The sequence below is a fragment of the Caballeronia catudaia genome, from assembly GCF_001544755.2.
Lineage (GTDB): Bacteria > Pseudomonadota > Gammaproteobacteria > Burkholderiales > Burkholderiaceae > Caballeronia > Caballeronia catudaia.
Genome location: NZ_FCOF02000032.1, coordinates 19,347 through 40,423, shown reverse-complemented (window position 1 = coordinate 40,423; position 21,077 = coordinate 19,347). Strand labels below are relative to the sequence as shown.

17 protein-coding genes are annotated in these 21,077 nt (G+C 63.8%); 5 read left to right on the top strand and 12 right to left on the bottom strand.

Features of this window, described 5'->3' with window-relative positions; genetic code table 11:
• Positions 1–6 precede the first annotated feature (6 nt).
• The 4 genes from AWB75_RS26280 (at position 7) to benC (ending at position 6,732) form a co-directional block, all read left to right on the top strand.
• Positions 7–294, top strand: coding sequence for a putative quinol monooxygenase (locus AWB75_RS26280; RefSeq protein ID WP_235012250.1), 288 nt, complete (start codon positions 7–9; stop codon positions 292–294).
• Positions 291–1,184, top strand: a complete 894-nt coding sequence (locus AWB75_RS26275) for an NAD(P)-dependent oxidoreductase (protein WP_200823036.1) — start codon at positions 291–293, stop codon at positions 1,182–1,184. The genes AWB75_RS26280 and AWB75_RS26275 overlap by 4 nt, the downstream gene beginning before the upstream one ends.
• A gap of 512 nt (positions 1,185–1,696) precedes the next feature.
• Positions 1,697–3,706: an AAA family ATPase gene (locus AWB75_RS26270; RefSeq protein WP_235012249.1), complete on the top strand. Its 2,010-nt coding sequence runs from the start codon at positions 1,697–1,699 to the stop codon at positions 3,704–3,706.
• 236 nt (positions 3,707–3,942) lie between these two features.
• Complete coding sequence (gene benC / locus AWB75_RS26265) at positions 3,943–6,732, top strand: benzoate 1,2-dioxygenase electron transfer component BenC (protein WP_061126959.1); 2,790 nt, start codon at positions 3,943–3,945, stop codon at positions 6,730–6,732.
• Between the two features lie 25 nt (positions 6,733–6,757).
• On the opposite strand, the gene AWB75_RS26260 is transcribed toward benC, so the two are convergent.
• The 8 genes from AWB75_RS26260 to AWB75_RS26225 form a co-directional block, all read right to left on the bottom strand.
• Entirely contained in the window at positions 6,758–7,690 is a 933-nt protein-coding gene (locus tag AWB75_RS26260; protein ID WP_061126985.1) for a helix-turn-helix domain-containing protein, read from the bottom strand.
• Positions 7,691–7,972: 282 nt separating this feature from the next.
• Entirely contained in the window at positions 7,973–8,905 is a 933-nt protein-coding gene (locus tag AWB75_RS26255) for an MBL fold metallo-hydrolase (RefSeq protein WP_061126958.1), read from the bottom strand.
• 2 nt (positions 8,906–8,907) lie between these two features.
• Positions 8,908–9,351 (bottom strand): hypothetical protein, encoded by a 444-nt coding sequence (locus AWB75_RS26250; protein ID WP_061126957.1) that lies wholly within the window; start codon positions 9,349–9,351, stop codon positions 8,908–8,910.
• A 75-nt stretch (positions 9,352–9,426) separates the two neighbouring features.
• Positions 9,427–10,347, bottom strand: a complete 921-nt coding sequence (locus tag AWB75_RS26245) for a dihydrodipicolinate synthase family protein (RefSeq protein ID WP_061126956.1) — start codon at positions 10,345–10,347, stop codon at positions 9,427–9,429.
• Between the two features lie 25 nt (positions 10,348–10,372).
• A complete protein-coding gene (locus AWB75_RS26240; RefSeq protein WP_061126955.1) occupies positions 10,373–11,329 on the bottom strand; it encodes an amidohydrolase family protein in 957 nt (318 codons plus the stop codon).
• 4 nt (positions 11,330–11,333) lie between these two features.
• Positions 11,334–12,335 (bottom strand): 4-hydroxythreonine-4-phosphate dehydrogenase PdxA, encoded by a 1,002-nt coding sequence (locus tag AWB75_RS26235; RefSeq protein WP_061126954.1) that lies wholly within the window; start codon positions 12,333–12,335, stop codon positions 11,334–11,336.
• Positions 12,336–12,355: 20 nt separating this feature from the next.
• Entirely contained in the window at positions 12,356–13,666 is a 1,311-nt protein-coding gene (locus tag AWB75_RS26230) for an MFS transporter (protein WP_061126953.1), read from the bottom strand.
• A 55-nt stretch (positions 13,667–13,721) separates the two neighbouring features.
• Positions 13,722–14,897, bottom strand: a complete 1,176-nt coding sequence (locus AWB75_RS26225) for an L-rhamnonate dehydratase (protein WP_061126952.1) — start codon at positions 14,895–14,897, stop codon at positions 13,722–13,724.
• Between the two features lie 160 nt (positions 14,898–15,057).
• Between AWB75_RS26225 and AWB75_RS26220 the strand changes: the two genes are divergently transcribed.
• On the top strand, positions 15,058–15,981 hold the full coding sequence (locus AWB75_RS26220) for a LysR family transcriptional regulator (RefSeq protein WP_061126951.1): 924 nt from the start codon (positions 15,058–15,060) through the stop codon (positions 15,979–15,981).
• A 53-nt stretch (positions 15,982–16,034) separates the two neighbouring features.
• On the opposite strand, the gene AWB75_RS26215 is transcribed toward AWB75_RS26220, so the two are convergent.
• From AWB75_RS26215 to AWB75_RS26205, 4 genes are all read right to left on the bottom strand, one after another.
• On the bottom strand, positions 16,035–17,348 hold the full coding sequence (locus tag AWB75_RS26215) for an MFS transporter (protein WP_061126950.1): 1,314 nt from the start codon (positions 17,346–17,348) through the stop codon (positions 16,035–16,037).
• Between the two features lie 188 nt (positions 17,349–17,536).
• Positions 17,537–18,727: a trypsin-like serine peptidase gene (locus tag AWB75_RS26210; RefSeq protein ID WP_061126984.1), complete on the bottom strand. Its 1,191-nt coding sequence runs from the start codon at positions 18,725–18,727 to the stop codon at positions 17,537–17,539.
• A 178-nt stretch (positions 18,728–18,905) separates the two neighbouring features.
• Complete coding sequence (locus AWB75_RS38740; protein ID WP_235012248.1) at positions 18,906–19,079, bottom strand: hypothetical protein; 174 nt, start codon at positions 19,077–19,079, stop codon at positions 18,906–18,908.
• A 136-nt stretch (positions 19,080–19,215) separates the two neighbouring features.
• A complete protein-coding gene (locus AWB75_RS26205) occupies positions 19,216–20,697 on the bottom strand; it encodes an MFS transporter (protein WP_235012247.1) in 1,482 nt (493 codons plus the stop codon).
• Positions 20,698–21,077: the final 380 nt, after the last annotated feature.

Here is a 21,077-nt window from a genome sequence, read left to right as displayed (position 1 = left end):
GCATTCGTGGTCGTCGCCGAGTTCGAAGTCAAGGCCGACTGTGTTCGCGACTTCCTCGCGCTCGCCCGCGACGATGCGCGGCACTCGCTCGCCGACGAGCCCGGTTGCAGGCAGTTCGACATCGTCCAGCTCGACGAAACACCGGCGCGCGTGATGTTCTACGAAGTCTACGACGATCGCGCCGCGTTCGATGCGCACCTGCAAACGCCGCACCTCGATCGGTTTCGTGCTGGCTTCCCGGCGCTGATCGTCGCGGAGCGCCCCGTGCGCTTCGGCCGTCGCGACCCTGCATGATGCGCGCGAGCCTCGCAGTGGGCTTTATCGGCACGGGGATCATGGGCTTGCCGATGGCCCGGCGCATTGCAGGCGCCGGCTACCGGGTCGCGGCATGGAACCGCACCCGGGACAAGGCAGCGCCGCTCGTCGATGCAGGAGTCGAGGTGGTGGGACACGCGAGCGAAGCCACGCGCGATGCGGATGTCGTGATCTGCATGCTGAGCTCCGGCCCCGCGTGCGACGACATCCTGCTCGGTGACGACGGCATCATCGCGAGAATGCGCGAGGGCAGCGTGCTGATCGTGATGAGCTCGATCCCCGTCGATACCGCGCAGCGGCACGCACAGGCGGCGGCGGCGCGCGATATCGGCTATCTCGACGCGCCCGTTTCCGGCGGCGAGAAGGGCGCGCGGGACGGCACGCTCGCGATCATGGCCGGCGGCGAGGCATCGGTCTTCGAAGGTGCGCGCGCGCTGCTGCAGACGATGGGCCGTCCGACGCGCATCGGCCCGGCCGGCACGGGGCAGCTCGCGAAGCTCGTCAATCAGATGATGGTGGCAAGCACGATCGCCACCGTCGCCGAAGCCATGCTGCTCGCGGAACGCGGCGGCGCCGATCCCGCGCAGGTCCGCGCGGCGCTCCTCGGCGGATTCGCCGACTCGACGATCCTGCGCCAGCACGCGGCGCGCATGATCGCGCGGGACTTCGCGCCGGGCGGGCCGGCGAAGTATCAGATCAAGGATACGAAGACGGCGCTCGGTTTTGCGCAGAGCCTGGGGCTGGAGTTGCCGGTACTGGGGCTCGTCGATGGCCTTTTCGCTGACATGATCGAACATGGCGACGGTGAGCTGGACCACAGCGCACTGATTCTCGAACTGCGCAGGCGCAACGGCTTGCCGTTGTCATGACATTGAGACAAACGAATCTTCTCAACGCCGGCTTGCGGCTTCGAAGCCGGCATTGCTCTCCCTGTGCGGCGGCGCCTTCCGGCGTTCAGGTGGCGTCGCCCTTCATCTCGTGTCCGAAAAGAAACAGATCATCTGCGCGAGCGTGACCCTCGCAAAGTAGATGCCTTTGCGACGGATCGCGAGCAATCCTGCGGTATCCACCAGAGCGTCAACCTTTCCAACCGGTCTTCCTCGCCCGGTCACGTCCGCTGCTTCCCCCCGATCGGTGTGCATCTGACCAAGACGCGGTGCTCGACCGCGAGTCGTCCACGGCCCGGCAACGGGTGAACGCTCGCGACCGCCAAGGCGGTCGTGCGCACGGACGCGAATTTTCATCGCGTGCAAGATTCATCGCCTGCGCTCCTGCGTCGCCGCCAATACATACAAGGCATACAACGCGCAAGGGCCGGCGCATGAGCGACAAGTCCCCGCACGAGAGGGACGCACACCTACGCGATACGGGGAAGAACCGCATGAAACCGGGAAAGAACGGACGATGGACGCGGCGTGGCCGCCGGCGGCTCTTCATCGCCTTCGCTGCGCTCGCCGCCGTGCTGATCGCGATCGGCTCAGGCGTGCTGCGACATGGCGGGGCGGACCGGCACGACAGTGCGTTGCAGGCGACGAGCATCGTCTATCACATGCGGCAGGACCCGTCGCCATGGACGCATACCGAGCAGGACGCCTCACGCATGCTCGCGGATATCCGGGAAAAGCGCGTGGCCGCGATCGGCGTGACGGTCGATGCCATCCTCGTTTCGACGAAAAGCGGCTCGCGTTATTTCGTCACCGATCGCTTCGCGGTGTTCTCCCAATCGCTGCTGCTCAATCCGACCAAGGGCGACAGCGCGCCGGACTACCAGATCGCGTGGTTGCCGAATGTTTCCGTCGGTGCGCAAGCGGGCGTCGGGCCGCTGCTCGGCATGTTTCGCGACTGGGCCAGCATGCTGGTGTACGTGCTGTTGCTGGCTCTGATGCTCTGGTACATGCGCCGCGAGATGAAGGGCGACGCCACGCTGATCGACGCGCCGCCCGACATGTGCTTCGACGACGTGATCGGTGCAGTCGAAGCGAAGGCCGCGCTCGACGACATCAAGGCTTATCTGCGCGATCCGAAGTCGTTCACGAAAATGGGCATCCGGCCGCCCTGCGGCGTGCTGATGACGGGCGGACCCGGCGTCGGTAAAACCCGGCTCGCGCAGGCGCTGGCGGGTGAATGCGGCGCGCATTTCATCGCCATCACGGGAAGTTATTTCAGCGCGAAGTATTACGGCGCCGGCATTCAGAAGGTCAAACATCTGTTCAGGACGGCGCGCAAGCACGGCCCCGTGGTGATCTTCATCGACGAAGCCGACGGGCTCGCCGCGCGCACCAGCGGCGCATCCGGTTCCGCTGATGCCGAAAGCAACCGCGTCATCAATCAGCTGCTCGCGGAAATGGACGGCTTCGAGAAGAACGAAGGCGTGATTCTCGTCGCCGCGACCAACTTTCCCGACAATCTCGACGAAGCGCTGCGCCGTCCGGGCCGCTTCGATCGCATCGTGCCGGTGCGTCTGCCGGATGTAGCGGATCGCGTGAAGATTTTCGAGTATTACCTGGGCAAGCTGCCGTCGCGTTCAGCGGACATCGACTGCGATCAGCTCGCGCGGCTGACGGTCGGTTTGTCGCCCGCGTCGCTGTCGATGATCGTCAATCAGGCTGGGCTGATCGCGCGCAGGCAAGGCGCGGGCATGGTGTGCGCCGGGCATCTGCACGAGGCGGTCAAGGTGGTGCGCATCGGCGATGTGAGCGGCGCGCAGAAGGCGCTCGATGCGGACGAAGTCCGTCGCGTCGGCGTGCATGAAGCGGGACATGGCATCGTAGCGGCGCTGCTGGGCGCTGGCGTGCTGGAGGAGCTGACGGTATTGCCGCGCGGCGGCGCATTAGGCATGGCACTCATCACGAAGCCACAGGACAAGCATCTGTATCGCCGCAGCGAGCTGGAAAAGGAACTGATCGTGCTGCTCGGCGGACGCAATGCGGAGCTGCTGGTGTTTGGCGAGGCGTCGAGCGGCGCGGCGCAGGACTTGCAGGAAGCATCGCGCATCAGTCTGGAGATGGTGTCGCGGCTCGGATTCGGCAGCGATGGCAATCTGTTCAGTCTCGCCGCGCTGCCACGTGAGATTGCAGGTCGGCAACTCGATGGCGCGATCGAACAGGCCAACGCGCTATTGAAGGAGATGAACGAGCGCTGCTTCGAACTCCTCAGGAGGAATCAGTCGATTCTGGAAGATGTCACGCGCGCGCTGACCGAGACCGAGACGGTGCCCGGCGCATATGTCTACGAACTCATCCGCAAGAGCAGAGTCACGCCCTTGCGCGAACGGAAAGCGGTCTGTTTCAGTGTTGCGGCGTCTGGTACGGAAGCGGGCATCTACGGGCTCGCAGGGACCGAGGATGACCTATGTCCTTCGATCGCCACCTCGAGGTCGTCGACCTTGTAGGCGATGTGAGGCTGTCTGAGCATCGGCTCAGCCGGCTTGAGAGCGACAACGTCGGTGCACGTTTTGTCCGGCTTGACGACGTCTCTGTCCATTGAAAGGAATGCGGCTGAGGCTCTAAATTGGCGTCACTGAACCCGCCGGGCGCTTGCGAGCATCAAGCTTGCCTCGCGCGCCGACTCGACCGACGATTCCGCCAGCGGAGCGGTTGTTCGGGCGCCTCTAGAGGAGACACCGTCATGACCCACCAGATAACCCTCCGTTTTGAAGACGGAGTGACACGCTTCATCGAATGCGACGAGGGCGAGCGAATCACCGATGCCGCCATTCGCGCCAAGATCAATATTCCGCTCGATTGTCGTGATGGCGTGTGTGGCACCTGCAAGGCGGTCTGCGAGTCCGGCGAGTACGTTCTGGGCGACTGCGTGGAAGATGCGCTCAGCTCCGAGGAGGCGAGCGCCCGCAAGGTTCTTACCTGCCAGATGAGCCCGCGTTCCGACTGTGTGATCCGCATCGCCACGAGCTCCGATGTCTCGGGTACCGGACCGTCCTCCCACAGCGGACGAATCGTCGCCTGCCAACGAGCGTCAGATACCACGATCGCTTTCTCTGTCGAGCTCGAGAACCGCGCAGATCTCAGCTTCCTTGCCGGGCAGTATGTCAACATCCGGGTCCCCGGCACCGATCAGACACGCTCCTACTCGTTCAGCTCGGGGCCGTCCCAGGCGCGCCTGTCCTTCCTTGTTCGCAACGTACGCCAAGGGATGATGTCGAGATGGCTCCGCGAAATCGCCAAAGTCGGAGACCCGATCGAGTTTCGCGGGCCGCTGGGAAGCTTCTATCTGCGCCCGATCGAGCGGCCGGTACTGTTTCTGGCGGGTGGCACGGGCCTCGCGCCATTTCTCTCGATGCTGGACGAGATCGTCGAGGACGGTGGCAGTCCGCATCCGATCCACATGATCCTGGGCGTGAACAGCGACGAGGATCTGGCTGGCATCGACCGGCTCGAAGCCTATGCACGGCGCCTGCCGAACTTCACCTATACCTGCACCGTCGCCAGCCCCAACAGTGCTTATCGCAACAAGGGCTATGTGACCCATCACATCAGCGCCTCTCAGCTCAACGATGGGGACGCGGATGTCTATCTCTGCGGCCCGCCGCCGATGGTCGATGCGGTGCGCGATTTTCTGTCGTCCGAAGGGCTGACGCCGCGCAATTTCTATTACGAGAAGTTCGCCGGAACCGGCCTCGTGGTTCAGACCGGCGAGGAGCGCATCGCTCCTGTCGATGTCGACGAAGCCTTCGACCTGCGCATGGCGCTCGAACTGGGAGCGGCTCAGCTGACCATGGGGCGGCTGTCGAGCGAGCAATTGATCAGGTTCCGTCAGCTCGCCGAGGCGACGGCGCCGTTCGTGTCCGGGCGGCGCTTTACCGATGTCCGACGCTATATCGACGCAAATCACGCCTTCCACCTGTTCACCATCGAAGCTTCCGGGAACGCCCAGCTGATCGCGCTCTACCGGCAACTGGCCGTGCAGGACTACATCGCTCGTGCACTGACCGGTCAGATCGAGATCGTCGGGGATATCGTCCAGCAGCACCGGGACATTGTCGCCGCCTTCGAACTGGGCGACCTGAACGCGGCGCGAGACGTGATCGCGCTGCATGCACTCCATTCCAAGGCGACCATGAGCCGGGCACTGGAGCCTATGACGCCGGGTAAGCCGGCAGCGATGCTCGCGGCGCCCCCTTCCGTCCCGGCCGCCGTGCCGCAGAGCGCGCCGCAGATCTGCCCTTTCACGGCCAAGACCCTTCCGCCCTATTCACACGAACTGGACTGGCCCGAGGGGCTGGAACCATTCAAGGTGGTCGATGACGGCTCGCAAGGCGACCCTTATGACCACTACCGCTGGATGCGGGAGCACGCGCCGGTGCTGCGTTGCCAGTCGGCGACTTCGGACGTGTGGTTCCTCTCGCGCTATGACGATGTCTACCAGGCGATTCGCAATCCGAAGCTGTTTTCCTCCGAGGTCGTCAGCCCGCCGCCGCTGACGTTCCTCACGCTCTTCGATGCGCCCGATCATTCGCGGTTGCGCAAGGTCGTCCAGCCGTCCTTCCTGCCGCTGGCGCTCGATCCCTTTATCGAGCAGATCGGGCGCAGGGCGGAGGAGCTGATCGACGCGATGATCGCCAAAGGCGGCGGTGATGTCGTCGACGATTTCGCCATCCCGCTCAGCATCTCGACCATCTCGACGATGATCGACGTGCCGAACGAGGATGAGGAGAAGATGAAGTTCTGGTCGGACGAGACCTTCAGCTACTTCGGGCGCCTCGCTCGCAATGCGCCGGGGACCGGCACCGACGAGCAGAGCGCGCAGGCTTTCTTCGCCTACCTGAAAGAAGCGCTGGAGCGGCTCGCGCTCACCGGCAGCCAGTCGATCGGCGGGCATATCGCGCGTATGTGGAAGGACGGGGCGCTTTCGGAAACGGAAGCGAAGGAGCTGTGCGCCTTCGTTTTCATCGCCGGGCACGACACGACGACCATCCTTGTCGCCAACGCGTTTCGCATGCTCACCGAGCAGCCGCATCTGCTGGGACGGATCCGCGAAAACCCTGCCGACGCCGACCGTTTCGTCGAGGAGGTGGCGCGCTATCGTGGGACTGTCCAGCGCGTGAGCCGCATCACCACCGAGGCGACCACGGTCGCGGGCATTGATCTGCCCAAGGGCGCGGTGGTGCGATTGCTGCTGTCGGCGGCGAACCGCGACAGCCGAAAGTTTGCGCAGGGCGAAACGTTCGACATCGACCGCGATTCCAACGGCCATCTGGGTTTTGGCAACGGCATGCACAAGTGCCTCGGCGCGCCGCTCGCCAAGCTGGAGACGCTCATCGCAACGAAGGCCCTGGCCCGCAAGGTGGCTGACATCGCGCTCGATCCGGCAAGGCCGATTCAGTATGTGCGGGGCAACAACCTGACCAACTCCGGGCCGGAACACCTGTTCGTGAAGTTCGGCGGGTTATCGGCCTGAAGCGGATGACGGGGGCGCGGCCGAGTCAGCCCGCGCTCGCCGGTTCGGGCGGCAAGGATCGATCGTGGGCCGCCAAGCGGTAGTCGGTTGGTCGAAGCCCCGTCTGCTTACGGAAGAAACGACCGAAATAGGCCTCGTCCTGAAAGCCCAGTTCACTGGCGATCTGCTTCACGCTGAGCGTCGAATAGCCGAGCAGCCGCTTTGCCTCATGGATCGAGCGTGCATCTATTGCCTCGATTGCCGAAACCCCGAAGGTGGTGCGGCAGATGCGCGAGAGCTGGCCGGTGCTCACGCCCATTTCTTCGGCATAGCTGGCGACCGGCCGCCGCTCACGGCAATGGCGGTCGAGCAAGGCGCGGAACCGCTCGATCCGCACGGCCATGGTCCGCTGCTCGGATCTGGCTGAAAGCCGGGCGCTTTCGCTGATGCGCCCGATCTTGACGAACAGGGCGATCGTCAGTGCTGCCCCTGCGATGAACTGCCAGCGCTCGTGGCTCTCCGCCTCGCGCCCGATCGACTCAAACAAAGTGTCCAGCGATGCGCCGCGCTCGACGTCGGGATCGATCGACAGCACCGTCGGCGTGCGGATGAATTCCAGCAGTTCCGGCGCGGCCGTCATTGCCAGCGATTCCAACGCGGACTGCGCGGCGGTGATGACGTGTCCGTCGATGTCGCTGGCGAAGTGAAAGCCGTGGACCGAACGCGCTGGCACGACGATCAGGCATGGTGCTTCGACTGTCCAGGTCTTACCGTCGATGAAGGTCTCGCCGCCCCCGGCCGTGACATAGAGCACCTGGATCAGCGCGTCGTGGACGTGCGGCTCGATGTCGAAGTCGAAACGGCCGGCGCGCAGAGGAATACGTTCGTAATGGACCATGTCGACCCAGGATTGGTCGGTCTCCGCGCCATAGAGCGCGAAATGCAGAACGGTCCGGCGGCGCTTCTGGTCGTTGGCCATGATGCACGTCATGTCCTGCTAGATGTGATCGCTGTCCATTGTTTCATAGGCGCTCGAGGCGTTCAACCGCGCGATACGCTATACAAGGCGTTGAACGCTGCGTCGCGGAAAAGCGGCGCAGGTCATGGTCGTCCATTCGCAACGCACCACGGGTGCGCCTGTAGTCGGTCCGTTATCTGAACGCGACTCGAAGGCGACCTTTGAGCCGGCGTGATCGCCCGACTGGTATCGCGGGCGAAGAACGGTCAGTGGACAAAGCGCAGGTTCGTTGTCGAACCTGGCTCAGTAGTCCCACATCACCGGCACGAAGCGAAAATGGTCACCGTTCTTTGCAACGTGACCGATCGACGGGAACGCGACATGTGCTGCAGCCAGCAGAGCGCCAGTTTCAGCTGCTTCGTTGAACAGCGCGATGCGCACGTCCACAGCCGCTTCAGGATCGTGCTCGAATCCATTCTGCCATTCGGGGTGGTCGAAACCGACCTCGAAAATCGCGTCGCCGACGAACGTGAGCTTCTCGCCGTTCGATGCGACATCCACGACGCAGTGGCCCGGTGTGTGCCCGCCCGTCACGCGCGCCGATACGCCCGCGGCGACTTCCACGGTCCGAGCGAACTGCACGATGTTTTCGCTGTAGAGTTTCACGAACTTCGCCGCTGCCTTGCGGAGCGCGGGAGGGACCGTTTCCGGCATCACCGTCTTGCTGAAGTCCGGGTTTTTCCAGAACTCCATTTCCGCGGCCGACACGTGGATGCGCACATCGGGGCGCAGTTTGGCCTTGACGCCGTCAACGTTCAGCCCGCCGACATGATCCATGTGCATATGCGTGATCACGATATCGGTGATTGCCGCCAGGTCGATGCCAGCCGACTCCAGGCGCATCACCGACCGGCCGGCGCGCGTGAAGTATTCGAAGCCGTCGCCCACGCCCGAGTCGATCAGGATGACGCGTTCCCCGCTGCGCACGAGCGCGATGTTCAGCGCCCAGTCGAACATGTCACGTTGCAGGAAACGACCATCGAACCATTCGTTGCGGTCCGCTTCGCTCACGTTAGTGGACATGGTGGAGGTCGGCAGCGGCAGAATGCCGTCGCTGATCAGCACGACGTCGACGTCACCCACGCGCACGGCATAGCGAGAAGGCACGAGCTCGCCTGAACCGTGCTTGCCAAGGTTGGCGGTGACTGGCTGCACATTGCGGGTTGCTTCTCTCATCTTCAATACTCCTGGTCATTGAGCGGGGTAAGGCGCGCTGGGCGGGGCGAGACACGAGCACGACCACGAATTTCGCGTGCTTGTTCCTGCTCGCGCTTCGACCGACCGTGTGGCAGATTGTAGTCAGGGGTAGCGAACGCCAGTAGGCTCTCCAAGGCGAACAGGATGTTGTCCGAAAGGCAACAACGCTTCGGGTCCGGGAAAGCGGGCGGGATGGTGATGAAGGGAGTGCGCCGCTCTTTGGCAGGCGGAGGCTTCAGGTCGGTGAATGGATCGCGATTCTGTATTGCGCAGATCGCTTTTCCCGGCTTTTGCGTGAACGCAGGAACGAAAGGCAACGCCGCCTCGCGCACCTGCGCATCATGGTGCAGGCCGAGAGTCGAGGTGTGACGCCGGTGCAGTATTGCGGCGCATAGCGCCTGAACACCCGTTGGCCGCCGCACCACGCGCGATCGATCACGGCAACGATATGGCCTTCACCGGACCGGCTCGGCGAACAGCCGCGCGCGTTCAAGCAAAGCTCACTTGCCCCAGCGCAAGACCAGCGGATCGAGCCTGCGCGCCACCTTGAGCAGCCCTTCGCGCACCTTGGGATGCATCGGCGCGAGCGGATGGCGCACCGCGTCCGAGCGGATCACGCCGCCTTCCTTCATCAGCGCCTTGCATGCCGCGAGCCCGCACTGGCGGTTCTCGTAATTGATGAGCGGAAGCCATTGCTGATAGAGCGCCGCCGCCCGCTCGGTGTCGCCGGATGCGTACGCATCGACGATCCTGCGAATGCCGTCCGGATAGCCGCCGCCGGTCATCGCGCCGGTCGCGCCCGCATCGAAATCCGGGATCAGCGTGATCGCTTCCTCGCCGTCCCAAGGCCCGATGATCGCGTCGCCGCCCAGCTCGATCAGCTCGCGCAGCTTCGAGGCCGCCTGCGCCGTCTCGATCTTGAAGTAGGAGACGTGCTCGACTTCCTTCGCCAGCCGGGCCAGAAACGGCGCGGACAGCGGCGTGCCCGCGACCGGCGCGTCCTGGATCATGATAGGAATGTCGATCGCATCCGAGACGCGCTGATAGAACTCCTGGATGCCGCGCTCGCTCACGCGGATCGTCGCGCCGTGATACGGCGGCATGACCATGACCATCGCGGCGCCCGCGTCCTGCGCGGCGCGGCTGCGCTCGGCGCAGATCTGCGAGCCGAAGTGCGTGGTCGTGACGATCACCGGCACGCGGCCCGCGACGTGTTCGAGCACGGTGCGCTGCACCGCCTCGCGCTCGGCGTCGGAGAGCGCGAACTGCTCGGAAAAGTTCGCGAGAATGCAAACGCCATGCGAACCGGCGTCGATCATGAAGTCGATGGCGCGCTTCTGGCCTTCGAGATCGAGCCGCCCGTCTTCGTCGAAAATGGTGGGCGCGACGGGGAACACGCCGCGATAGATCGGTGCAGTCATGTGAGCCATGTCTCCTGAATAATGTCTAGATGCGATAGAGCGCGCACGCGTTGTCATGAAAGAGCGCGAGCCGCTCTTCACGCGTGCGTTCGGCGACCATCGCCTTGAAGCCGCTGAACAGGTCGTCGAGCGTGACCACGAGACTGTCGACGGGAAAGTTGCTCGCGAAGAGGCAGCGCGCCGCACCGAAGGCGGCGATCGCATCGCGCACGACCGGGCCGTTGCGCGCGACGCTCCATGTGACGCCCTGCTCGCCGATGCCTGAAATCTTCAGCCACACGTTCGGATGACGCGCGAGCGCAGCGAGCGCACGGCGCCAGGCGGCGAGCGCTTCGTCGCTGCGGTCGGCGGGCAGGCCCGTGTGATTCACGATGATCGTCGTGCGCGGAAAGTCGCGCGCCAGTTCGGCCGCTTCCTCGAAATGCCACCACGGCGCCTGCAGCTCGAACATCAGGTTGCTAGCTTCGAGCAACGCGTAACCGCGCCGCCAGCGCTCGCAGCGCATCGAACCGGGCGCGCTGTAGTCGGCGCGATGCACGTCGCGCGGAACGGCCGCGGGCTTGTGCCGCACGCTGCGCACGAGCGGCAGGTCGCGATAGGCGGCGAGCACCTCGGCGACATCGTCGCGGTCGAGCCAGATCTGCGCGGCCATCGCGCTGGGCAGGCCCGTGCGCTGATGCAGCCCCGTGGCCCAGCGCGCTTCGCCCGTGGGATCGCGCGGGTCCCACTCGCCTTCCATCATCACCGTCTTGACGATGCGATGACCGCCCGCCCGCGCGAAATAATCGTCGGGCAGAAAGTCGCGGCAGATCGTCTCGTAATCGCCGTAACGAAACGCGATGCGCGGCAGATCGCGCAGCCACGGGTGATAGTTGCGCGCCAGATCCCAGAAGTGATGGTGGGCGTCGACGATGGGCAAGTCTGAATCGTCGCCGCTATCCAGGAAGCGCCGGCGCAGGGCCTCGATGTGCTCGCGCATCATGGCATCAGCCCAGACGGTCCTGCGCCATGCGCACGGCGATGTCGAACGCCTTTTGCGTCGCGCCCGCGTCGGCCTTGCCCTGGCCGTGGATGTCGAAAGCCGTGCCGTGCGCAGGTGTCGCGATCGGCACCGGCAGGCCGCCGTGAACGGTCACGCCGCGCCAGAAGCCCATCAGCTTCATCGCGATCTGGCCTTGATCGTGGTACATCGTCACCACGCCGTCGAACGCCTTCTGGTCGCGCGCGCGCACGAAAATCGTATCGGCGGGGAACGGGCCTTGTGCATCGAAACCGAGCGAACGCGCCTTTTCGACAGCGGGCGCGATCACGTCCAGCTCCTCGCGGCCGAATGCGCCGTTGTCGCCGTTATGCGGATTGAAGCCGCACACCGCGATGCGCGGCGCGGCGATGCCCGCGCGCTCCAGGCCGTCGTCGATCAGACTGATCGCGCCGACGATGCGTTCCTCCGAAAGCCGCGCGCTCACGTCCTTGAGCGCCATGTGCGAGGTGACGCGCGAAGTCCACAGTTCGTCGAGCACGTTGAATTCGCAGAACGCGCCGCTGTAGTCGAGCTGCCGCGCGAACCATTCCATCTCGTCGCTCGTCTCCATGCCCGCCATGTGCAGCGAGGTCTTGTTGACGGGCGCGAACAACATCGCGTGAGCGCGCTTGTCCCGCGTCAGCGCGAGGGCCTTCTTGAAGGCTTCGAGGCTGTAGCGGCCGCCACGCTCCGTCGACACCGCACGCTCATAGGGCGCGTCGTCGGCGAGGCGGAAATCGATGAGAGCGGGCACATCGGTATCGCGCTTCGCATCGGCTTCGCTTTCGACCACGTCGTAGTCGAAGCGCTGTTGCGCGATCTCCATGCCTTTGTCCAGTTCGCGCCGGTCGCCGATGATGAGCAGATCGGCGCGCGCGCGGTTTTCGGGCCGCGCGAGAAGGCGCGCGATGAGTTCGGGACCGATGCCGGCAGGGTCGCCGAGCAGGACTGCAATACGAGGTTTCATCGTCGTTTTCCTTTTTGATGTCAGCGCGTGCGGCGCAGGTCGATTGCCAGCGAACCGAAGATATAGACCAGCGCGCAGGCGCTATAAAAATGCAGCACGGCGTCGAAGGAGCCGGTGCGTTGAAGGATGAATCCGGTGATGAGCGGAATCGAAATGCCGCCGACGCTGCCCGCACAATTCATGCACGCACCGAGCAGGCCCACGCGCCCCGGGCTCGCGAGCAGCGACGGCAGACTCCAGTACAGGCTGCCCCACATCAGGACGAACGCCGCCGCGCACAGCACCGCGATGGCCGTCACGGGCGATGAAATGCCCGGCAGCGCCGCGAACACGGCGAGCGTCGCGAGACCCGAGACCGCGATCATGCTCTTCACGACCTTGCCGCGCGCGAAGCCCCACGAGCACAACGCATCGCACAGAAAGCCGCCCGTCAGCGAGCCGCATGCGCCCGCCAGAAAGATGAAAAACGTGGCTGCGCCGATCTGCGACAGGCTCAGGCCCCGCGCCTGGGTCAGATAGCTCGGGCCCCAGGTCAGCAGGCCGAAGAAGATCATCGCCCAGGCCATGCGGCCCACGCACATCGCCACGGTCGAGCGCAGTGGCAAGGGTGCGTCCTGCGTATGCGCGCTTGCCTGAACCGCGGCGCTGGCCTGCGCGGGCGCGCCGTCGCGGATATGAGCCAGCTCCGCCGCGTTCACGCCCGGATGCTTCGCGGGATCGTCGCGCAAGTAGCGCCACGCAAGCCACCCGCACGCGATCGTCGCGAGGCCCGCCACGACGAACGCCATGCGCCAGGAGCCGAACATGAGGATCAGGTTGGAGATGGCGAGGCCGCCGATCGCCGCGCCGAGCGGCGAGCCCGCATCCATCAGGACCGCGCCGCGCGCGCGTTCCTTCTTCGAGAGCCACAGCGCGTTGAGCTTGCTTCCGGCGGGAAACAGCGGCGCTTCGGCGGCGCCCAGTCCCACCCGCATGACGAGCATCGACAGACCGCCCGTCGCCGCGCCCATCAGCGTCTGAAACAGGCCCCACAGCACCGTCGCGCCCGCGACGACCTTGCGCGCGCCGAAGCGGTCGATCAGCCAGCCGCCCGGAATCTGCAGCAGCGCATACGACCAGAAGAAGCTGGACAGGATGAGGCCCTGCATCGCTGGCGAGAGCGAGAACTCCTTCGCGATGGTCGGCATCGCGATCGACAGCGAGATGCGATCCACCAGATTGATCAGCGTGATCAGAAACACCACGCCGAAGATGCGCCAGCGAACGCTCGTCGCGCGCTGCGCCGTTGCCGCGTCGCGCGTCGCCGCGCGGGCCTCCATCCTGCTTTCCATGTCCTGTCTCCTGTTGACTGCTTCACGGGCTACGTGGGCCCTGCCGTCATGCGGCTCATTCGATGATGTCGAAATCCTTCAGATGCTTGTCGGAAAGCGTGATGCCCAGACCCGGCGTCTCGTCGGACAGTTGCAGATAGCCGTTCTCCGGCTGCGGCTCGCCGTCGAAGATGTAGTAGAACAGTTCGTTGCCCACTTCGACGTCGAACACCGGGAAGAACTCCGACATCGGGCTGGCGGTCGATGCCATGGTGAGGTGATAGTTGTGCATCTGTCCGGCGTGCGGAATCACAGGCACCGACCAGGCCTCGGCCATCGCATTGATCTTGCGCGCGGCCGTGATGCCGCCCACGCGATTGGTGTCGTACTGGATAACGTCCACCGCGCGCCGTTCGAGCAGATCCTTGAAGCCGTACACCGTGAACTCGTGCTCGCCGCCCGAGATGGGCAGGATGTTCATCTTCTTGAGCTCCTGATAGCCTTCCACGTCGTCGCCCGTCACCGGCTCTTCCAGCCAGCGGGGATTGAATTCGGCGAGGCGCGGCAACATGCGGCGCGCGTATTCGAGCGTCCAGCCCATGTAGCACTCGAGCATGATGTCCACCTCGTCGCCCACCAGCTCGCGCAGCAGGCGCACTTGTTCGATGTTCTTCGCCATGCCCTTCGGGCCGTCCTTCGGGCCATAACCGAAGCGCATTTTCATCGCGGTGAAGCCCTGGTCGAGATAGCCCTGCGCTTCCCCGAGAAAGGCGTCGCGGTCGTCGTTGTTATAGAGCTTCGACGCGTAGCACCAGATCTTCTCTTTCGTGCGGCCGCCGAGCAGCTTGAACACGGGCTTCTTCACCGCCTTGCCCATGATGTCCCAGATGGCGATGTCCATCGCCGAGATCGCCGCCATGCCGATGCCCTTGCGGCCCCATGCCAGCGTCCGGCGATACATCTTCTGCCACAGGTATTCGTAGTCGAACGGATCTTCTCCGATGGCGATGGGCGCAAGGTATTCGTCGACGATCTGCTTGGCCACGCGCGGCGCCAGCGCGCAGTTGCCGATGCCCACGGTGCCGTCGTCGCATTCGATCTCGACGACCAGCCAGCCGTGAAAGCGGAACGAGCCCATCGCGTCGCCGCGTTCGTAGAGGATGTCCACGGCATTCGTGCAGAAGTGCGATTGCGGCGGAACGACCTTGCCCTTCCATTCGAAAACGCGTGCGCGGACGTGCTTGATCTTCATCGTGATTGTCTCCGTTTGACCGAGGTGCGCCGCAACATTCGAGGGTTTGCGCGGCTGTATCGAGTAGCGCTAGTGTGCGAAACTCCGCGATAACTGACTATTGAATTATTTGAATCAGCCTATTTCCCACGGTTATCGCTCAAAGAGATCACGCTACCCGATGATTGCGCCCTCCTCGACTATCCGGAAACGACTTCGCCTGCGCCACCTGCAACTCATGCACGCGCTCTCCGAAACCGAATCGTTGCGCGGCGCCGCCGACGATCTCGCGATGACCCAGCCCGCCGCCACCAAGGCGCTGAAGGAGCTGGAGGACACCATCGGCGTGTCGCTGTTCGTGCGCCATGCGCGCGGCATGGAGCCGACCGTCTACGGAGAGGCGGTGATGCGCTATGCGCGCGTGATGTTCGAGGATCTCGACGAGTTGCGGGAGGAGCTGGCCGCCATCGAGGCAGGCGATATCGGCAAGGTGAGGATCGGCGCGGTGATGGCGCCCGCGCCGGATTTGCTGACACGCGTGATCGTGCAGTTGAAGGAGGCCCACCCTCGTCTGCAGATCAGCGTGCAGATCGATACCAGCGACGTGCTCGTGCAGGCCTTGCAGCAGGATCAGCTCGATATCGTGGTCGGGCGCATACCGTATGGTTTCCCGGCGCTGGACCTGAGCTTCGAGACCTTGTCGGAAGAGGCGCTTTCCATCGTCGCGCGGCCGGGGCATCCGGCCCTGGCGATCGCGGGGCGGCCGAAACTCGCGCAAATCACGCAGTTCGCGTGGATCATGCAGCCGCATCCCAGCCCGATGCGCGAAGTCATCGATCAGACTTTCAGGGAATCGCGCGTGGCGCCGCCGGCGAGCACGGTGGAAACCTCGTCGATTCTCACGACGCTCTCCCTGCTGCGGGATTCGGACATGCTGGCCGTGCTGCCCTCGTCCGTGGCCGACTACTACAGCGCGCTCGGCACGATCGCGTCGCTGGGCACGGCCTTGCGTGGCCGCCTTGCTCCTTACGGGCTGATTCTGCGCAAGAACCGGCGCATCAGTCCGGCGACGCAACTGGTGATCGAGGCGATCCGCGCCGCCTGAGAAATGGAAAAGCCGCCTTGTTTCACGAAGGCGGCCGGTTTGGTCCAGATGCTTCAGTGGCGCTCGTCGGCCAGTTCGAATCCGGGTTCGACCGAGGTTTCGCCGGGCTGCGCCTCCGCGTCCAGCCTGATATCCGGGCGCATGAAAAACGTCATGACGATGCCCACCGCCAGCAGGCCGAGCGATCCGACGAACGGCAGCGTCCAGTTGCCCGTGCGATCGACGATGAAGCCGAAGACGATCGGCGAGAAGATACCCGCGACGGCGGAGCCTGCGTTCACGAGTCCGCTCGCGATGCCGACGTGCTTCGGCGTGATGTCCATCGGCACGGCCCAGATGGGTCCGATCGTCATTTCGAGGAAGAAGAACGACAGGCTCATCGATGCAGCCATGACGGGCAGCGAGTCCACGATCATCACCGGCGCGAGAAACACCAGCGCGCCCAGAAACGCGACGATGATCATGTTGCGGCGCGCGGCGACCACGTCGCCGGTACGCTTGAGAATGCGGTCCGACAGCACGCCGCCCGCCGTATTGCCGACCACGCCCGAAAGAAACACGCCCGCCGAGAACAGCGCCGAACTCTTGAGGTCGAGGCCGCGTCCGTGCATGAAGAAAGTCGGCAGCCATGTGAAGAAAAGCCAGCCGGTCCAGCCATAGCAGAAGTAAACCATCATGGTCGGGCCGATGCGTTTGATGAGCCTGCCCCACGGAGTCGGCTCGCGCGTCTTCTTCGCCGACGCTGCCGTTTCCGGCGGCAATTCGGCCACTTCTTCAGGCGTGATATGGCGATGCTTGCGCGGGTCGTCCTTGAAATACCACGCGTAGAACACGACCCAGACGGCGGTGAGCGCACCGACCAGCAGGAACGATGCGCGCCACGACGCGAACGCCACGAGCACCGCGATCAGCGGCGGGGTGAGTGCGTTGCCCAGACGCGAAAACGAATGCGTCAATCCTTGAACGAAACCGCGCTTGCTCGCCGGATACCAGTTGACGAGCGCGCGCGCCTGCGCGGGCAATGCCGCCCCTTCGCCGATGCCGAGCAACATGCGCGCGCAGAACAGCGACACCACGCCCCCCGCGAAACCGGTTGCGACCGTCGCGATGATCCAGATCGTCGCGCAAAGCACCAGCGTGGTCTTCGCACCGACGCGGTCGCTGAACCATCCGCCGATGACCTGGCAGATCGCGTATGTGTAGGCGAACGCGCCGAACACGAAACCGACATCGGTGTTGGAAAGATGAAGATCGTCGCGAATCAGCCCCGCGGCAGCGGAGAGATTCACGCGATCCAGATACATGATGAAGGACATCGCGCACATGAGCGCGAGGACCGATCGTGTGACGCGTGGGCGATGCAGCATACCGGGTGTCTCCTCCGGGGCTATTTTGCGCTGTGGCGCACTCTTGTCGGGGGCGGACCGTGATTCGAGGTCCGACGCCCCGGAGTCTGGAGAAAACCGTGATAGCCGTCTATTGAAATTCGCTTATGGAGTGATTTCCAGTGGTTATCGCTGGGCGATGCGAGAGGTGCATCGCGGACCAGGCGCCGCTAATCGCAATACCCCTGAGATGCGTACGTGGGGCCGCCAGCCGTCGCCGCGTCCGTACACAGCGAGTTCAGCAAGGACGCGATATTGCCCGATCCATAGTTACCGTAAGTGGCGTTCGGATACTGCGTGTTCTGACCAAACTGCGACGCGTAGTTGTCTTTGGGCGCGTTCGGGTCCGACGACCCCCACGAGGTCACGCCGATAATCGCAAGGTTCGATGAATTTCCGGCGACCGCGCCGCCCGCCAGCGCCGCATCGCGCGCTCTGAAGTTCACGATCCACGGGCCGCCGCTCGCGCCGCTCGTGAGATTGCTGCCCTGCCACAGTTGCGCTGCGCCGCTGACGGTCGTCGTGTACGTCGGTCCGTCCGTTCGCTGCATGATCGCGCCGCCGTCGAGCAGCTGCGGATAGCCCAGCGTCGTCACCGCCGCCGTCTGCAGATTGCCGGTCTTCGCGGACGATATGAAGGAATAGTTGTTCCAGCCGTAGTTGAGATATCCGGTGATATCGCCGATAAATTGATTCGATGCGTTCTTCGCGATGAGGATCACCGCGATGTCGTTATTGCGCGCGGAGCCCGATCCGGTATCCGTGCCGTTCGCCCACGCCGATGGCCGCACGAGCGCGCCCCATGCCCACGTCCCATACGGCGCGCTTTGCGCCGAGGTCGCGCCGGACGCGCCGTAATGACCGGGAATGAACTGCCATCCCGAGAAGATCGAACTGCCGCTTCCGAACGTCTGAATGCAATGCGCCGCCGTGACGATCACGCTTCGGCGAATCAGGCTCGCGGTGCAGTATCCGGCGGAGAACGTGAGTTTGCCGATTGCCCGATAGGGATAAGTCGTGCTCAGGTAATTCGCGGTGGTGGTGCCCCCCGCACTCTGATTGCCGTCCTGCACGCGGCCTGTCGTATAGGGAACGCCGAAGTCGCCGTACGCTCTCGTCCGCGCATTCGAGACGATGCCGCTCTGTGTTTTAACGCCCGGCACGTAAGGCCCCGCGTCAGTGTTCGGCACGACGCTGGACGTGTCCGGCGCAAGCAGCACGTTCACGACCGGATCGAGCGCCAGCACATTCGACATCGACATGCGCGGTGCAGCCGGATTCGTATTGTGGATGACCTGATCGTCCGCATGCACCGCGCCTGCGCCCGATATCGACAGCGCGACGACTGCGATCGACCTCACGCCGGACCCGCGTTTACATTTCCGCATGGCACCCTCCGCTTCCGAGATTTTAATATCCGACAAATGGCTAAATCTTTATTTCGAATTCCTAAGTCTTATGAGCATTACTGCAAGGACTCGACCGAGTCCTAAGGAACTCTAGTCGAAATTTTAAAGAGAAGCGGACCTTGTTTTTTTATCAGCAGATAGGCGCTGGCCTGCATGCGCCGCGCTGCGCATCGAGCGAATGCGCGGGCCTAAGCGCAAGCAGGCACAACGACATGACGATGCCGGCAAGCACGATTGCGCTCAATGCATCGAAATGGCGGAAGCGCACGAGGTCGATGCAGAGCCAGAGAAGCAGCGGCGCCATCGGTGCGAGCAGCGCGCCCGCGACGCCATAGTGTCCGAGCGCAAGCCGGTAGCACGTTGATCACGACGGCGAACGCGTAACGGCAGAAGGCATCATGGCGGTCCCGATGTTTCCCGCATCAGCAAGTGGAAACACTTCAGGACTTCACTCGCGAGGAAGCCGGCCGTTTCGAGCGACGACGAGCTTGCGCCGGTTCGGTAGACGTCGAATCCAGCTCGCGCGGACCGCGCGCGCCGGGCACCACGAGCGTCAGGACCACACCCACGATGCCGATAACCGCAAGAACATAGAAGATCGAATCGAGCGCGAGCCCCGCGCTGATCAGCAATCCCCCCAGCAGCGGGCCAATGACGCCCCCGAGGCGTCCGAACCCGGCGCACCAGGCGACGCCCGCGCCCCGCACGTTGGTTCGATAGTAGTTCGCGACGAAGCCGTAGATCAATGTTTGCGTCCCGCTCGTGCCCAACCCGACGATCGCAATCAGGGCCAGCAGTATTCCGACCGGCACATTCGAAGTCAGCAGCGCGATCGAGATTGATCCGATGAGAAAACACGCCGCGACGACCGGCTTGGGACCGAATGCGTCCGCAACGCGCGAGCCTGCCAGGGCGCCTATCACCGCACCGCCGTTCAGCACCAGCAGAAACGACAGCGATCCTTTGGCGTCGAAGCCGGCGCGCAGCATCAACTCAGGCAACCAGGTGTTCAGAGAGTAGACGAGCACCAGCCCGGTCGCACTCATCAGACCGAGCATGATCGTAGGAAACAGATAAGAGCCGAACAGTCCGGCGAACCCTGCTTTCTCGGTAGTGACTGGCGCGACGCTGCCGGCCGGGACTTCGGCGTGCCTGGGAAGCTCCACACCGGTCTGCTCCGATATGGCGCGAGCCTCGTCGAGACGGCCGCGGCTGACGAGCCACGCCACCGATTCCGGCATTTTGAAATACGCGATCGGCAGCAGCGTGACGAACGGAAGTGCGCCGATCCAGAACATGCCGCGCCAACCGATATGCTGTAGCAGCAGGATCGCCAGCATCGCCGCCAGCAGGCTTCCTAACGGCACCCCGGAATACGTTATCGCGTTGCAGAGGTTCTTGCGGCCTTTCGGGGCATATTCCGCCACGAGCGCACCGGTCGTCGCCACCAATGCGCCGACGCCAAGACCGGTGACGAAACGCATCAGCCCGAACATCGCCGTGGTGGTGGTCATCGCGGTGATCGCCATCCCGACCGAGAACCACGCGTACGAGAACAGCATCACTTTGCGACGCCCCAGGATGTCGCCGACGCTTCCCGCGAGCAACGCCCCGACGAGCACGCCGACGAGCGCATAGCTTCCGAGTGCACCTGCGGTCGCCGGCGTCACATTCCCGATTTGCGACGGGTCACGCAGGAACCTCGACACGACCGTTCCGTACACCACGAGATCGTAGCCGTCGAAGATCAGACCCACAGTGGCAAGGGCCACCACCCATACGACCGTGCGACGGCGTAGAGAATTTGCAGCGAAATCTGTTGTCATCGTGATTCTTTCGGTATCCCAATTAATAAAAATACGACGAATCGAACCACGATCATCGGCATCCGTTCTGCCGAACATGATCTCGTTGATCCACATATGCTGCGCCAGTGCGATGAAATTGCATGTTGTCGTCCTCCATGGGTCTCGATTGCCCTGTCGGAAATATACTCCGTACACCAACTATATCCAAGAATTAATCACGATTCTGCGGTTTACCCTGAGATTGGGCGGCGCGTTGCGAATCGCAGCCGATGTAAATCAAACTCGCAATCCCCGGCTCTTGAGCCGATAAACCAGTTGCGTCCGCGCGTTGCCATCTGGACTGGATTCACGATTTCGACGCTCTGGAACAAGAACCAGGCGAACGCCAGGGCGGCACCTGGCTTTGATCTGCGCTCACCGGCCCGCTATCTCGCGGGCGTCGGCGCATGTCTTTGCTTGCGAAAGCGACATGCCCATCTATGATTGAGACGGCA

Bases quoted from the DNA above. Each gene is read 5' to 3' on its own strand.
- AWB75_RS26275 (WP_200823036.1), top strand. From the start codon at position 291: ATGATGCGCGCGAGCCTCGCAGTGGGCTTTATCGGCACGGGGATCATG.
- AWB75_RS26270 (WP_235012249.1), top strand. From the start codon at position 1,697: ATGAAACCGGGAAAGAACGGACGATGGACGCGGCGTGGCCGCCGGCGG.
- benC (WP_061126959.1), top strand. From the start codon at position 3,943: ATGACCCACCAGATAACCCTCCGTTTTGAAGACGGAGTGACACGCTTC.
- AWB75_RS26260 (WP_061126985.1), bottom strand. From the start codon at position 7,690: ATGGCCAACGACCAGAAGCGCCGCCGGACCGTTCTGCATTTCGCGCTC.
- AWB75_RS26255 (WP_061126958.1), bottom strand. From the start codon at position 8,905: ATGAGAGAAGCAACCCGCAATGTGCAGCCAGTCACCGCCAACCTTGGC.
- AWB75_RS26245 (WP_061126956.1), bottom strand. From the start codon at position 10,347: ATGACTGCACCGATCTATCGCGGCGTGTTCCCCGTCGCGCCCACCATT.
- AWB75_RS26240 (WP_061126955.1), bottom strand. From the start codon at position 11,329: ATGATGCGCGAGCACATCGAGGCCCTGCGCCGGCGCTTCCTGGATAGC.
- AWB75_RS26235 (WP_061126954.1), bottom strand. From the start codon at position 12,335: ATGAAACCTCGTATTGCAGTCCTGCTCGGCGACCCTGCCGGCATCGGT.
- AWB75_RS26230 (WP_061126953.1), bottom strand. From the start codon at position 13,666: ATGGAAAGCAGGATGGAGGCCCGCGCGGCGACGCGCGACGCGGCAACG.
- AWB75_RS26225 (WP_061126952.1), bottom strand. From the start codon at position 14,897: ATGAAGATCAAGCACGTCCGCGCACGCGTTTTCGAATGGAAGGGCAAG.
- AWB75_RS26220 (WP_061126951.1), top strand. From the start codon at position 15,058: ATGATTGCGCCCTCCTCGACTATCCGGAAACGACTTCGCCTGCGCCAC.
- AWB75_RS26215 (WP_061126950.1), bottom strand. From the start codon at position 17,348: ATGCTGCATCGCCCACGCGTCACACGATCGGTCCTCGCGCTCATGTGC.
- AWB75_RS38740 (WP_235012248.1), bottom strand. From the start codon at position 19,079: ATGGCGCCGCTGCTTCTCTGGCTCTGCATCGACCTCGTGCGCTTCCGC.
- AWB75_RS26205 (WP_235012247.1), bottom strand. From the start codon at position 20,697: ATGTGGATCAACGAGATCATGTTCGGCAGAACGGATGCCGATGATCGT.